Origin of the sequence: Bacillus sp. NEAU-242-2 (assembly GCF_027853835.1) — a bacterium.
In the GTDB taxonomy this organism is placed as follows: domain Bacteria; phylum Bacillota; class Bacilli; order Bacillales; family Bacillaceae; genus Bacillus; species Bacillus velezensis.
In genome coordinates, this window is the sequence record NZ_JAPNNY010000002.1 from 880,326 (window position 1) to 895,284 (window position 14,959).

General features: G+C 43.2%; 11 protein-coding genes and 1 riboswitch. Of the genes, 3 read left to right on the top strand and 8 right to left on the bottom strand.

From position 1 onward, the window contains the following. Positions 1-9: 9 nt before the first annotated feature. The 4 genes from OWN49_RS09440 to OWN49_RS09455 all read right to left on the bottom strand — a co-directional run bounded on the left by OWN49_RS09440 (position 10) and on the right by OWN49_RS09455 (position 4,736). Positions 10-696: a VOC family protein gene (locus tag OWN49_RS09440; RefSeq protein ID WP_077723078.1), complete on the bottom strand. Its 687-nt coding sequence runs from the start codon at positions 694-696 to the stop codon at positions 10-12. Between the two features lie 122 nt (positions 697-818). Further along, a complete protein-coding gene (locus OWN49_RS09445; protein WP_077723079.1) occupies positions 819-2,717 on the bottom strand; it encodes a 3'-5' exonuclease in 1,899 nt (632 codons plus the stop codon). Between the two features lie 69 nt (positions 2,718-2,786). Continuing rightward, on the bottom strand, positions 2,787-3,677 hold the full coding sequence (locus OWN49_RS09450) for a M48 family metalloprotease (protein ID WP_102422105.1): 891 nt from the start codon (positions 3,675-3,677) through the stop codon (positions 2,787-2,789). Positions 3,678-3,824: 147 nt separating this feature from the next. Next, positions 3,825-4,736 (bottom strand): restriction endonuclease, encoded by a 912-nt coding sequence (locus tag OWN49_RS09455; protein ID WP_077723081.1) that lies wholly within the window; start codon positions 4,734-4,736, stop codon positions 3,825-3,827. 561 nt (positions 4,737-5,297) lie between these two features. Between OWN49_RS09455 and ahpC the strand changes: the two genes are divergently transcribed. Continuing rightward, on the top strand, positions 5,298-5,861 hold the full coding sequence (gene ahpC / locus OWN49_RS09460; protein WP_004393188.1) for an alkyl hydroperoxide reductase subunit C: 564 nt from the start codon (positions 5,298-5,300) through the stop codon (positions 5,859-5,861). A 13-nt stretch (positions 5,862-5,874) separates the two neighbouring features. Beyond that, positions 5,875-7,404, top strand: a complete 1,530-nt coding sequence (gene ahpF, locus OWN49_RS09465; RefSeq protein ID WP_173612891.1) for an alkyl hydroperoxide reductase subunit F — start codon at positions 5,875-5,877, stop codon at positions 7,402-7,404. 90 nt (positions 7,405-7,494) lie between these two features. Here ahpF and OWN49_RS09470 read toward each other — a convergent pair whose 3' ends face one another. Next, positions 7,495-8,841 (bottom strand): amino acid permease, encoded by a 1,347-nt coding sequence (locus OWN49_RS09470; RefSeq protein WP_176283619.1) that lies wholly within the window; start codon positions 8,839-8,841, stop codon positions 7,495-7,497. Between the two features lie 145 nt (positions 8,842-8,986). Then, positions 8,987-9,067, bottom strand: a riboswitch (glycine riboswitch). 297 nt (positions 9,068-9,364) lie between these two features. On the opposite strand from OWN49_RS09470, the gene fbp reads away from it, so the two are divergent. Continuing rightward, a complete protein-coding gene (gene fbp / locus OWN49_RS09475) occupies positions 9,365-11,290 on the top strand; it encodes a fructose-1,6-bisphosphatase (protein ID WP_015387465.1) in 1,926 nt (641 codons plus the stop codon). Between the two features lie 52 nt (positions 11,291-11,342). Here the strand turns inward: fbp and OWN49_RS09480 are convergent, their stop codons facing one another. The 3 genes from OWN49_RS09480 to OWN49_RS09490 are packed head-to-tail and all read right to left on the bottom strand — an operon-like array spanning position 11,343 to position 14,959. Then, a complete protein-coding gene (locus OWN49_RS09480; protein ID WP_014419315.1) occupies positions 11,343-11,807 on the bottom strand; it encodes a (2Fe-2S)-binding protein in 465 nt (154 codons plus the stop codon). Then, positions 11,800-12,642, bottom strand: a complete 843-nt coding sequence (locus OWN49_RS09485; protein WP_176283620.1) for an FAD binding domain-containing protein — start codon at positions 12,640-12,642, stop codon at positions 11,800-11,802. Before OWN49_RS09485 ends, OWN49_RS09480 begins: the two co-directional genes overlap by 8 nt. Beyond that, positions 12,629-14,959: a xanthine dehydrogenase family protein molybdopterin-binding subunit gene (locus OWN49_RS09490; protein ID WP_176283621.1), complete on the bottom strand. Its 2,331-nt coding sequence runs from the start codon at positions 14,957-14,959 to the stop codon at positions 12,629-12,631. The genes OWN49_RS09485 and OWN49_RS09490 overlap by 14 nt, the downstream gene beginning before the upstream one ends.

Below are 14,959 nucleotides of genomic sequence, written 5' to 3' on the forward strand. Positions count from 1 at the left end.
CGGGCTTTTTTATGACGGCTGTGCCCGCCTGATGTCAATGCCGCCTTCTCCGTCAGCCTCAATGCGGATCGTCCCGTTCACAATGACAGACAGCCGATGGAACTCCGCATGCTGATCAGAAAAAATCCAGCGGCGGCCGCTCGGCCCTAAAAGTAAAAACGCCCCATCATTGTAATCACCCATAAAATGAAACCCGTTTTCACTAAGAGGCGCATGCTTTCTCACCGGAATGCCGAAACGCTGCAGCTCCTTCCCCGTCGATACCACCTCGGCAGCCGTCAGATTCACCTCGCCGATATTCAGGACGGACCCAATCGAAAAACGTTCCGCGCTTTCCGGCGATGTGTCTCTCGCGATGAATTCCGCCAGGTTGTTGGACGGATCTTTGAAATAAAAGGAACGCGCCTGAATATGAGAGAAATACACCTCATCCTCCCCATCTTCCGTTTGAAAAACGACTTTATCCTTTATCCACGCCTTCGCCTCATCAAAACGATTATTCGGAATATTAAACGCGAAATGATACGTCGGATGAGAGTGAGAATCGGCGCGCCTGAATTCCAACTCACTTTCCCCCGCCTTGATGGTAAACGAATCACCGGACTCATCAATTAAAGGAAAACCTAACACTCGTTCATAGAAGTGTTTCGTCTCCTCCAACGCACAACTGTACAAAGTAATGTGATTTATTTGCATGATCATACCCCCTTTGGTTTATACTGCCATATAGAGGGGTTGATTCCTACTGTTTGCTTCCTTAAATATTTAACAGTTAAGCAGATTACATATATTAAATGGTTTATCTAATTAACTTTAATTCAATGATTCATCGTGGCAGTTATTTGGGGTATAAGCTCTCTTCTCTTATCGAAATAATTTGTGTAATCTGATTCACCTGAATATGTAATGCAAAGATATTGCTTTGATCGAGTCATGCCGATATACATAAGAGGCACTTCACGGTCCTTATCTTTTTCTTTTTCTAATGGCATGAGATCTGCTTTAACAATAAAAACCGCCTGAAAATCAAGTCCTTTACTGCTGTCGATTGTAGTTATTTTCACTGTTTGTTCTTCAGGATTAAAATTCCGCTTCGAATCCTTACTTTCTGTAATCCAATAAAAAGGAATACCATACTCGTCCAGCGTATGTTTAATACATGCAACTACCCCCTTCAAATTCGCTCGATACAAGATAGCAATTTCGGAATAAGGAATTTTCTTTTCCGCATGAAAGTTCAAAATTTGTTTCGCAACAATCCTTATCTCATCTTCAATATTGTCACACCTTATAAGAGCTGCTTCAGGACCCTTACGTTTTGTACTTTTGGGTGAGATAATTTCTATATGTTCTCCTTCTTGCTGTCCTTTTTTTTGCATATCGGCGAATGTTTCATAAAAATCCCATGCAAGTGAAACAATTTGTGCCGTATTCCTATAATTGATATTCAGAATTTTTGATCTCCCTCTAAAATCAAAACCTGTTTCTTTGATATAACTCCTCTTATTACCATAGATCGACTGCGCTCGATCTTCGACCAACAATAATGACTGCGTATCCGGATTTAAACAAAGGCTGACTAATTTAAGCCAGTTCCCTTCAAAATCCTGACCTTCATCTATCAATATTGCATCATACTTTGGCAATACTTTTTCCGCTATTTCAATATTCTCTATATAATCATCTACATTATTAATTTGCAGATCTTGTTTAAACCATTGGTGAAAATTTCGAACATGTAAATTATCCGGCACTTCTGCTTGCAGAGCATCGTGGTCCTCTGAGTAAGTATCACATACTTTTTCCGGCTCCGCGTACATAGACCGCACCATTTGAATGATATTTCGAGACAAAGAAATATTAAAGCAGAGTATCAAAATGTTCCAATCAGGATGTTTCTTCGCAAGCATTTTTGCACGACTGGCTAATATTAATGTTTTTCCGCTTCCCGCCACACCACGGATCAGCCTATGTTTGTCACCAATCTGCTTCGCCATGTTTTCTTGATGTAAGTCCATCGTTTTTATATCTCGCAGTGACAGCAGCAGCTGATCCCGATACGGAACGGTTTCCTTCACTTCAGCACCAAGACGGATTTCCGGAAACAAATAATAACGAATCGTGTTAATTTCCTCATGTGTTAAAGGCTCTTTAAGACGGAAAGGAACTTTGAACATCTGAACTAATTTCTCAACCATTACATCTCCTGAAAAATGTTCATGGTCAGGATCGATTTGATCCCGTGAAAGAATAAATTCAGGATCAATTACATCATAAACTCTGCTTTCTAACAGTTGGATTTCACTCAAACGTGTAAACACCACCCCGTATCCATAAGGAAACTTAAGCTTAAACTGGTATTTTCCTTCTGTCTGTATTAAATTCTTATCTTTTTCTAACATCTCAACAACTTTAAAAGAATTATCTCGGGCTTGTTTGAAAGGGTTTTTCACACTATGTAAATCACCTTGTGTGCTTCGTATTGTCCATTGTTCTCTAGTAAAATGATAAAATGTATTTTTAGTATAATCTTTTACTTCAAGTACGATCAGACCTAAATCTGGACCAATAATGATAAAATCGGGTCTTACACCATGAATTTCCGGCTCGTAATACACTATATAATCATCAGGAAGCCAATCTTTTAATGTACGAAACAGAATTCGTTCTCCTGATGTGGCTGTACTTTTAATTGATTCTGGTATTGTTATTGCCACCTTTTCAGCTCCTTTATATTTTTTCCATCTATTCAAATGGCAGTTAACTTTATAAAGACAATGAATACATCAATATTCTTGTCTGACTCCGTTCAGAAATGATTCAATATTCTCAATTCGGTAAGCAGTATAGGGATGAGTTGAAGCTAATAAAGCGATAAAACCTTTTCGAACGTCAATATTTTCACGTTCAAGCCGATAGAAAAATTCTAACAGCTCATCTCCGAAACCCGCTTTCGCTGCTACTTCATCTGCCCGATATTCAAAATCTCTGCTTCCGATATTCACAAAATAAAACCCCAAACGGCAGTACGTTATGTAACACCATCCGACCAGCCTGAAGAATATGTTTAATAATCCCCCAGACACAGAAGGATTTGATCCGCCGTTCAGAAGCCCTTCAATACACCCCAGAATAAAACATATAAAGAATCCCATCACATACAGCGGCAACAGTGCGATACTCAAAATAGTAAAACTGGAATTAAACATCACAAGGTGTAATGTGTCTTTAAAAGCAAGATGCGCATACTCATGGGCCAGTACCGCTTTTAGCTCACCATCACTTAAATTTCTCATAGCCGCCGAAGTCAGTCCTATCGTTTTAAACCCCAGTGCAAATGCATTAATACCCTCATCATCTATTAAAAAAAGATCCGCTTTTTTCACATGAGGGTAATGTCTTTGTACGCTTACAAAAACTTCATCGTTTAACCTTTCAAGGTACTCCTTTTCTCCAATGGTTGCCGGGCGCCTTAACCCAGCCCTGATTCTATTTCTCCAATCCCCAAAAAGTCCATAATTCATAAAGAATAACAATCCGTAAACGGATAAAAAAAGAAGAACCGTTGGAAAAAGTGCCAAAGGAAATAATTTTCTGAAGATCATAATTGAAATCAAAACTGTCAGCCCAGACCAAACAATGTATAAATAATTGAACTTTGTTTTTCTAACTTCCATTTTTGATCACCCTTTTTTATTATGTTTGAATGATTTACCGCTACTTAAACTGTCTTTTTATTATCGGTTTCGAAAATAGCATTGTAAAGATGATTATCCATTTTTTCCCGAAAAAGAGGTGCTGTTTTTAACAGCACCTCTTTTTAATCACTCTTCAAAATAATCCAGGTCAACTCTCTTGATAACAAAAGTATTCTCTAAACTAACGCCGACATTATAGTTGAACATCAAATCCGTTAGCCTCTCTCCATCAATTAATATAATTTTTTTATCGATCACTTTAACATATTCTTTTGCGCCATCAGTAAATACAGATGTAGTAATAAACACACCCTTTTTCGCTTTTTTCCCATCCAGGCTGCCCGCAAATTTTTGTATTTCCGGCCTTGAAACAGAATCTTTCCACCTCTTGGCTTGAAGATAAATCATATCCAGCCCTAAAATGTCTTCTTTTATAACTCCATCTATGCCGCCATCTCCAGATCTCCCTATAGCCGTGCCTGCATCTGTTAACGAACCGCCATATCCAAGAGCAACAAGCAATTCTACGACTAGTTTTTCAAAAAAAGCAGGAGAACATTTGTATATTTGGTTCAGTAACTCTTCTTTAATCTCATTTTTAACAGCATTATAATTATGTTCAATGATTTCATTGGGAGTTCTGGGCTCTGAAGTAACCGCCGGCTCACTTTCCTGTTGATTGCTGTCTTTACCCGTCTGTTTGAATCTCTGAAAGCTCTTATATTTCATTAGAAATCTATTATCTATACTGGCGACACTCGGGTCATTAATGATTTCTAAGCCTTCGCTGGTGATCTGAAAAACACCCCGTCTGACAATGTCGATTAAACCGGCTTTACTTAAATAAGTTCTTACCCAACCGATTCGATTATGAAGTACTTTTTGGTTTCCGCTGGGTAATAATTTTTCTGCATCTTCCTCTGACAGGTTTAACTCTTTTGCTAATTTCACGTATAATTCTTGTAATCTGTGCTCCTTTTTATCTGAAAGAATCTTTAAAAAAGGGTACATAAATTCTTGATATCCTGGTATGGTCAACTTCTACACTCCTATTTAACGTCTTTGTTAAAACTGGCTTGATATTTATATTATTTTTGCGTCCCTAACACCCCTGCGTAAAACCATCTTCATTTCACACCTAAAATCTCTTTCAGAAAATCACTCATGATGATATATGAGTAAGGCTAGTATAAGAACATCCGCAAATATATACTTTAAATTCTGGACACCGGACTGATCATTTTTTTAAAACCTAACGCCCGTTCATAAAAGTGTGCCTGAACAAAGTTACTTTATTTGCATGACCGTCCCCTCTTTGGTTTATACTACCATATAGAGGGTGGATTCTTGATATTATTCTGCACCAATTGAGAATCCCCCTTTCGCCCGGCGCTACACATGACAAACAGCGCCAAACCGCTTATACCAGGCGTTTTTAAATGTCTAAAGCAAAAAAAGCAGAAAATAATACCCCATATAGCTTGACAAAAAATAAATGTTATTTAATAATCTATATATAATTAGAATTATTATTGAAAGATAAAGTGAATGCTTTGTCTTTTTAATATATTTCAAATCACATTTCAGGAGGAAGATATTATGTCTTTAATCGGAAAAGAAGTACTGCCATTCGAAGCAAAAGCTTTCAAAAACGGTGAATTCATCGATGTAACAAACGAAGATTTGAAAGGTCAATGGAGCGTTTTCTGCTTCTACCCAGCGGATTTCTCTTTCGTTTGCCCGACTGAACTTGAAGATCTTCAAGGACAATACGCTGCACTGAAAGAATTAGGTGTTGAAGTATACTCTGTTTCTACAGATACTCACTTCGTACACAAAGGCTGGCATGACAGCTCTGAAAAAATCGGCAAAATCACTTACGCAATGATCGGTGACCCATCTCAAACGATCTCCCGCAACTTCGACGTTCTTGACGAAGAAACTGGTCTTGCTGACCGCGGAACATTCATCATCGATCCTGATGGCGTTATCCAAACAGTTGAAATCAATGCAGGCGGTATCGGCCGTGACGCAAGCAACCTAGTAAACAAAGTAAAAGCAGCTCAATACGTTCGTCAAAACCCAGGTGAAGTCTGCCCGGCTAAATGGGAAGAAGGCGGCGAAACACTTACACCTAGCCTTGATTTGGTAGGTAAAATCTAAGGAGTGCATTCCATTGGTACTTGATGCAAATATCAAAGCACAATTAAATCAATACATGCAGCTAATTGAGAACGACATTGTTCTCAAAGTAAGCGCCGGTGACGATGACATTTCTAAGGACATGCTGGCTCTCGTTGACGAACTGGCTTCCATGTCATCTAAAATTTCAGTTGAAAAAACTGAATTAAACAGAACACCGAGCTTCAGCGTTAATCGTACCGGAGAAGACACAGGCGTTACATTCGCCGGTGTTCCTCTCGGCCACGAATTTACATCATTAGTGCTGGCATTGCTTCAAGTCAGCGGCAGAGCGCCTAAGGCTGATCAAAAGGTCATTGACCAGATTAAGAACATCAGCGGAGAATACCGCTTTGAGTCTTATATCAGCCTGACGTGCCACAACTGCCCTGATGTCGTCCAAGCATTAAACATGATGAGCGTGCTCAACCCGAATATCACACATACAATGATTGACGGCGCGGCATTCAAAGAAGAAGTAGAAAGCAAAAACATCATGGCTGTTCCGACTGTTTTCTTAAACGATGAATCTTTCGGCAGCGGCCGTATGACCATCGAAGAGATTCTCGCGAAAATGGGCAGCGGCGCAGATGCGTCTGAGTTTGCCGACAAAGAGCCGTTTGACGTTCTTGTTGTCGGCGGCGGACCTGCCGGCGCAAGCGCGGCGATCTACACGGCGCGTAAAGGCATCCGCACCGGTGTCGTCGCTGAACGCTTCGGCGGCCAGGTACTCGACACCATGAGCATCGAAAACTTCATCAGCGTCAAAGCGACTGAAGGACCGAAGCTCGCTGCAAGCCTTGAAGAGCACGTGAAAGATTATGATATTGACGTCATGAACCTTCAGCGCGCGAAACGCCTTGAGAAAAAAGACCTCTTCGAACTTGAACTTGAAAACGGCGCTGTACTGAAAAGTAAAACAGTGATCCTTTCAACAGGTGCCCGCTGGCGCAATGTCAACGTACCTGGTGAGCAAGAGTTCAAAAACAAAGGTGTTGCATACTGTCCGCACTGTGACGGACCTTTATTTGAAGGCAAAGACGTAGCCGTTATCGGCGGCGGAAACTCCGGAATCGAAGCGGCGATTGACCTTGCAGGTATCGTCAATCACGTGACTGTGCTGGAATTCGCGCCTGAACTGAAAGCAGACGAAGTCCTGCAAAAACGTCTTTACAGCCTGCCAAACGTCACTGTGCACAAAAATGCACAAACGAAAGAAATCACAGGCGACCAAAACGTAAACGGCATTACGTTCGTTGACCGTGAAACAGGCGAAGAAAAACACGTTGAACTCCAAGGTGTATTCGTCCAAATCGGTCTCGTGCCTAATACAGAATGGTTAGACGAAACCGTCGAACGCAACCGCATCGGCGAAATCATCGTCGATAAGAGCGGCGCGACAAGCGTTCCCGGCCTATTTGCCGCAGGGGACTGCACAGACGGCCCGTACAACCAAATCATTATCTCCATGGGATCAGGTGCAACTGCCGCTTTAGGCGCATTTGATTATTTGATCCGGAATTAATGTAAAAAGCGCTACCCTGCTTACAAGGCAGGATAGCGCTTTTTTATATTAAAACGGCATACTGCATGGCAGTACACCGTCTGAAGTAATTCAATCTGTCTTTCTCCCTCTCGCCCGATAGATGAGAAATAATCCAATAAACCACAGCGGCGTCAGCAGCAAAGCCGGGCGCGTCGCAACCGCAAACAGCATAATCACCAGAATGACGGCAAACAGCGCCAGCACGGCGTAATTGATAAACGGCGCAAACGGCGCCTTGAAAGACGAGCTTGCATGTAAGTCCGGACGGGTTTTCCTGTATCTGATATGACAGACAAGAATCACGCCCCACACCCAAATGAAACAGATCGCGCTGATGGTGGTCACGATGCCAAAGGCCGCTTCCGGTATCAATTTGCTTAAAAGAGCGCCCGCTGACAGCACAATAACCGATATCCATAACGCGCGGCTCGGCACATGATTTTTATTCAGCTTCGCAAAACTTGCCGGCGCCTGTTTCGTTTTGCTTAAGTTATACAGAATCCGGCTTGTTGAAAACATCCCGCTGTTACAAGCAGAAGCGGCAGACGTTAATACGACAAAATTAATGATTCCCGCGGCTAACGGAATGCCGACCAGACTGAAGGTCTTTACAAAAGGACTTTCCGTTGCATTCAGCTGCATCCACGGGTTAATACATAAAAGAATGATCAATGCCCCGACGTAGAAAAATAAAATCCGCAATGGAATTTTATTGATCGCGGACGGAATATTTTTTTTCGGATTTGACGTTTCAGCCGCCGACACACCCACTAATTCCACACCGACATAGGCGAAGATCACCATCTGGAACGAAAGTAAAAAGCCTGAAAATCCGTTCGGAAACAAGCCGCCGTGCTCCCACAGATTCGCCGCTGAAACCGTTCCGGTATGCGTTTTGAACCCAATCACCAGCAGAACCACCCCGATGACAATTAACGCGAGAATCGTGACTACCTTAATTAAGGCGAACCAAAACTCCAATTCTCCAAAAATCTTAACCGTTAACAGATTAAGCCCTAATAAAATGAGCAAACAGATAAGTGCCGGAATCCACTGCGGAATATCAAACCAATATTTCACATACACACCGACGGCGATCACATCCGCCATAGCCGTCATAATCCAGCAAAACCAATAGGTCCAGCCGGTGACAAACGCTGCACGCGGTCCTAAATGCGCCTCGGCTATATCCGTTAATGATTGGTACCCCGCTTTAGATAACAGCAGTTCTCCCAGCGCCCGCATGACGAAAAAAAGCGCAATACCTACAATAAAATACGCAAAGATGATAGAAGGACCCGCCAGCTGAATCGCCTTACCGGACCCTAAAAACAATCCGGTGCCGATCGTGCCGCCAATGGCGATCAGCTGCACATGCCGATTCGATAAGTCCCTCTTTAGCTCTCGCTGCTCCACATCTGACTCCTCCTTACCTCTCTAGTGAACGACGAGCAAAAAAAGCCAATAAAAAAAGAGATTGGATGCCCTCCAATCTCATGGTCATAAGAATATCAAATTATATTTGCGCCGCTGACAATCAACAGCATGACAAATACATATTCGGTACTCTTCTGTCCTTTTGCCTGAGATTGTGAACCCTTCGGCGCCGCGGAAAACCCGCGGTCTCTCCAGAAGCCGCTCCTGCTGTAGTGCGACCCACAGCAATCATAGCCTGCTACGTATTAAGTTTCCGATAGAAATAACTATCAGCTAACTTTTTATTTTAATGGAAGTTGAATTCATTGTCAATAGGGGGATGTGCTCACGGCGTTATCCCGGTCCAATTTCGATGCCTGAAGCGCCGTATTTTCCGTTTTCATTGTCTCAAAAAGGCGTTATGCGGTACTATCATATAAGGTCTAATGATGTAAACATTATGTCATACTTTAAATTCACTTTATCATACAATTGCTCGTAAATAAAAAGGGGATGGACGAGATTGGAAACCAAATATTTAGATCTGCTCGCACAAAAATACGATTGTGAAGAAAAAGTGGTCACGGAAATCATTAATCTGAAAGCGATACTGAACCTGCCGAAAGGAACCGAGCATTTCGTCAGTGATCTGCACGGGGAGTACCAGGCATTCCAGCACGTGCTGCGGAACGGTTCAGGAAGAGTAAAAGAGAAGATCCGCGATATTTTCAGCGGCGTCATTTACGATAGAGAAATTGATGAATTGGCGGCTTTGGTCTATTACCCGGAAGACAAACTGAAGTTGATCAAACATGGCTTTGATACGAAAGAGGCATTAAACGAGTGGTATAAAGAAACGATTCATCGGATGATTAAGCTCGTTTCTTATTGTTCTTCCAAGTACACCCGATCCAAATTGCGCAAAGCACTGCCCGCCCAATTTGCTTATATTTCCGAAGAGCTGCTGTACAAAACAGAACAAGCCGCCAACAAGGAACAATACTACTCCGAAATCATAGAACAGATCATTGCGCTCGGCCAGGCCGATAAGCTGATCACCGGTCTTGCCTACAGCACGCAGCGATTGGTGGTCGACCATCTGCATGTGGTCGGCGATATTTACGACCGCGGACCGCAGCCGGATAAAATCATGGAAGAACTGATCAACTATCATTCAGTGGATATTCAATGGGGGAATCATGATGTTCTCTGGATAGGCGCTTATTCCGGCTCAAAAGTATGCCTGGCAAATATTATCCGCATCTGTGCCCGCTATGACAATCTGGATATTATTGAAGACGTTTACGGCATCAATCTGAGACCGCTATTGAACCTTGCCGAAAAATATTACGATGATAACCCGTCTTTCCGCCCGAAAGCGGACGAAAACAGACCGGAAGATGAGATTAAACAAATCACAAAAATTCATCAGGCGATCGCGATGATTCAATTCAAGCTTGAGAGCCCGATTATTAAGAGACGGCCGAACTTTAATATGGAAGAACGGCTGTTACTGGAAAAGATTGATTATGACCGCAATGAAATTACGCTGAACGGAAAAACGTATCAACTGGAAAACACCTGCTTTGCGACGGTAAATCCCAAACAGCCTGACGAGCTGCTAGAAGAAGAAGCAGAAGTCATGGACAAGCTGCTGTTTTCTGTCCAGCACTCCGAAAAGCTGGGCCGCCATATGAATTTTATGATGAAAAAAGGCAGCCTGTATCTGAAATATAACGGCAACCTGTTGATTCACGGCTGTATTCCCGTCGATGAAAACGGCAGCATGGAAACGATGATGATAGAGGATAAAGCTTATGCGGGCCGTGAGCTGCTCGATGTATTTGAACGGTTCTTACGTGAAGCCTTTGCCCATCCGGAAGAAACCGATGATCTGGCGACAGATATGACGTGGTACTTATGGACAGGCGAATACTCCTCCCTCTTCGGAAAACGGGCCATGACAACCTTTGAGCGGTATTTCATTAAAGAGAAGGAAACGCATAAAGAAAAGAAAAACCCGTATTACTATTTGCGTGAAGACGAGGCAACCTGCCGAAACATCCTGAAGGAATTCGGCCTCAATCCGGATCACGGCCATATCATCAACGGCCATACACCGGTAAAAGAAATCGAAGGCGAAGATCCGATCAAGGCAAACGGAAAAATGATCGTCATCGACGGCGGCTTCTCCAAAGCCTACCAATCCACAACAGGCATCGCCGGCTACACGCTCTTATACAACTCCTACGGCATGCAGCTCGTCGCCCATAAACACTTTAACTCCAAGGCCGAAGTGCTGAGCACCGGAACCGACGTCTTAACAGTGAAACGATTAGTCGACAAAGAGCTTGAGCGAAAGAAAGTGAAAGAAACAAACGTCGGTGAAGAACTGCTGAAAGAAGTGGCGATTTTGGAGAAACTGCGGGAGTATCGGTATATGAAGTGAAGAATATGGAGTTCAGAGATGATTCTCTGGGCTCTTTTTTTACGGTTGCGAACTAAGAAGTCCCTTTCCCTGTATGTAAAACGGATTTAACCGCTTCTTCAATCTCCCTGTAACCCGTACATCTGCAAATATTGGACTCCAGCCAATTTTTTATCGTGTCATCACTTGCATTCGGCTCAGTATTCACTAAAGCGTGGCAATTCATGAGAAAACCCGGTGTGCAATAACCGCATTGAAACGCGAATTTTTCAATAAAAGCCTTTTGAATCGGCGTATTGATCAGTCCTTCAATTGTCGTAATGTCCTTTCCTTCCCCTTCTGCCGCAAGCATTAAGCAAGACTTCATCGGCACCCCGTCCGTTAATACCGTACAGGCGCCGCAATCCCCATTTAAGCAGCCCGGTTTTGCACCAGTTAATCCGAGACGAAGACGAAGAGCAAATAACAAAGTATCAGCCGGTCTGACCGTAATCTGTCTTTCCTCGCCATTTACTTTCAACGTAATAGGATCAGACATTTGGACCTCCTTCTAATTCCTGTAAGGCATCTAAAATTGTATGTTGCAAGACAAATATTCGGTATTCACTTGAGCCTTCCGCATCATCAAGAACGGGTTTGGGTACATACTGTAAAGACCTGCGCACTCTATCTTCTAATGAATAGCTTTTATCGTTAAGCACAGCCTCCATTTCAGCAGAACGAAACGGAAATGGACATACGCCGCTGAAGGCCATTCTGATCTCATCATCTTTTTTCAGCGCACAGACTGTCACCAATGGATATCCGACATTCCACTGCTGTCTTCTTTTGATACTGACAAACGGCTGGTCAACATACGCTCGATCGACAACGATATGAAATAAAATATCACCTTTTTGCAATTGTATTTCCTTGTTAAATACTTTATTTATGGGGCGGTAATGAATCCCCGCTCTCCCTGCAATCCCTAGCAAACTATCAGAAATCAGCAACGGCAGCACGGCCTCACGGTAATAGATGCCCCCGCAAATGTTTCCGCCCAGGCTGATTTTATTTCGAGACGTCCGATCCGCAATTTCACTTACCGTTTTACTTAAAAGCGGAAATGGATTTTCTTCCTCCAGTTTCGTTAATGACACGCCCGCTCCGATCACCAGATAACGTTCATAAAAACGGATAGCGTGAAATTCCGGAAGCGCGTTCATATCTATCACCGTATCCGTATAGACGATATTCAGCCTTCCTAACGTGATAATTTCCGTCCCGCCGGAATAATACATTGGTGTTTTCTTTTCGGCCGCAAGAGAGTGAAATAGATTGATTGTTTCTTGAATGGTCTTCGGTTTAAAATAGTCAAAATCAAACGGTATCATCTTTCCACCCCTCTTGCGTTCTCCATAATTGTTCGGGAATGAGAGGAAGTTGATTCAATTGGACATCTAAAGCGGCGGAAAGGCAATTTCCCAATGCGGCCGGCATCCCCAGCAGTCCGTGTTCCCCTCCGCCGCGCGCTCCATAAGGCGCAATCACATGCGGGGTTTCAACAAATTCAACGATATATTCAGGCTGCTCTCCATAGTGAAGGGGGCGGTATGTTCTAAGCTGAGGATTTAATACTCTGCCATACGGATCAAATACAAAGGTTTCTCTTCCTCCGAATGCGATTCCCATACTCATCCCCCCCATCACTTGACCCCTTGCAGCTTTTTCATTCAATACTGTTCCTATATCCACAACAGAATAGGCTTTTGTAATTCGGTACGTATAATCCCGTTTATCCAACTCAACTTCAATCCCCTGAGCACCGACAGCCCACTCGGGTCCCGGCTTTCCTCTTCCCGTTTCCCGGTCTAAATTCGTCATCCGGGTTAGTGTATAATTGCCGCTCGCAATGATTTGGCCGCCAATGGTATTTCCATTCGGAAACGTATATCCGTAAGCAATGTCTTTTATGTCAACATGTACAGAAGGATGATCTATAAAATAAACCTTTCCGTCGGCCACTTCCAATTCCTCGACAGGAACCCGCAACACACATGATGCCGCGTCCTTAAGCTTTCGAATGGCTTCCTCCGCTGCATTCAGTACGGCTCTCCCAGCCATTAACGTCCCTCTGCTCCCTACGGTTTTCCAATGCTCGGGTGTTGTTTGTGTATCTACAAGCATTTTTACGTGAATTTTGCTTATATCCATTTTCATTCGTTCCGCTAAGATTTGGGCTAGCACTGTTTTTGTCCCTGTTCCAATTTCCACTACCCCTGACATCAAATTAATGCTTCCATCGGGATTAAAGGTTAAAAGAACCCCGGATGTTGCATTTGTATCAAATGTTGAGGTTTTCCAAATACAGCTGATTCCCTTCGCCCGTATCTTCCGGCCGTCGATTTCAATTCGCTGTCCCTCGTCCCAATTCATTAATTCCTTCAATCTTTCAATACATTTCGGTACATTTCCGACCGTGCTTGAATTGAGAAGAACTTGAGTCGGTGTGGTATCACCGGGGCGAATGGCATTTTTATAGCGAAGTTCTAACGGGTCCATGTTCAGCTTTTCCGCCAATACATCCATCGTCCGCTCAAAAGCAAATAACACTTCAGCATGGCTGTAGCCCCTGAATGCACTTGGATATGGGTGATTCGTATACATACAATATGAATCACACGATATATGGTCGATAGCGTACGGACCCGTACAATCAACCACCGCAGCCCGGCTGATGTCCACTCCTTTATCAGAGTATGCTCCGCCATCAAATAAAAGCTGAATGTCCGCCGCCTTTAAAATTCCATTCTTTGTGGCCCCTAATTTGACAATGGCATCCAATCCTACATGAACGGGAGATGTGATCATATCCTCTTCTCTCGTATTAAACAATTTGACGGGCCGGCCTCCGACTGCTTTTGATGCCAAATAGGCAATCACCTCTAACTGAACGGCTGCTTTTCCCCCGTACGCTCCTCCTACTAAAGGCGTTTTGACGATCACCTTTCCGGGTTCAATTCCAAAATACCACTGCATTAATTTTTTAATGGCAAAAGGAGCTTGAGAGGATGTGGTAATGATAATCTCCTCATCCGCCCGAATTTCAACAATCGAGCATCTTGTTTCCATCGCAGCGTGATCAGAAGGGTTAAAGGAAATCTGGAATTCTGCTGTCACATCACTTTCCCTAAACCCGTCTTCAATATTTCCTTTTCTAACCTTATCCAGGTTTGCGATATTTGTCTTCGGAACCGGGAATACACCTTTTGTCTTCTCATAGCGGTCCGCATGTTCATGAACGAGCGGCGCATCCTTTTGAAAGGCCTCACGGGGGGAATTGACGACGGGAAGAGGTTTATAGGATACTTTGATGGCATCCGCGGCCTTTTTAGCTGTAATCGGATTTTCCGCAACAACAACAGCAACCGGCTCACCATGGTATCTGACCCTTTTGTAAGCAATCGGCGATCTGTCTTTAATTTCCTCACCTGCAAGCGGAAAAGGTTCATCCCCCAATATCGCTCTCACACCGGGAATCTTCCAAGCTTCTGAAAAGTCCATCGACACAATATCGGCATGAGCATATGGACTGGTCAGCATTTTTGCGTGCAACGTCCCTGTTTCTTGAAAATCATCCGTATATTTCGCTTTACCCGTCACTTTTTCAAGGGCCTCTTTCCGAATGACACTCTTCCCGATATACTCCAA

Bases quoted from the DNA above. Each gene is read 5' to 3' on its own strand.
- OWN49_RS09485 (WP_176283620.1), bottom strand. From the start codon at position 12,642: ATGATACCGTTTGATTTTGACTATTTTAAACCGAAGACCATTCAAGAA.
- OWN49_RS09450 (WP_102422105.1), bottom strand. From the start codon at position 3,677: ATGGAAGTTAGAAAAACAAAGTTCAATTATTTATACATTGTTTGGTCT.
- OWN49_RS09480 (WP_014419315.1), bottom strand. From the start codon at position 11,807: ATGTCTGATCCTATTACGTTGAAAGTAAATGGCGAGGAAAGACAGATT.
- ahpC (WP_004393188.1), top strand. From the start codon at position 5,298: ATGTCTTTAATCGGAAAAGAAGTACTGCCATTCGAAGCAAAAGCTTTC.
- OWN49_RS09440 (WP_077723078.1), bottom strand. From the start codon at position 696: ATGCAAATAAATCACATTACTTTGTACAGTTGTGCGTTGGAGGAGACG.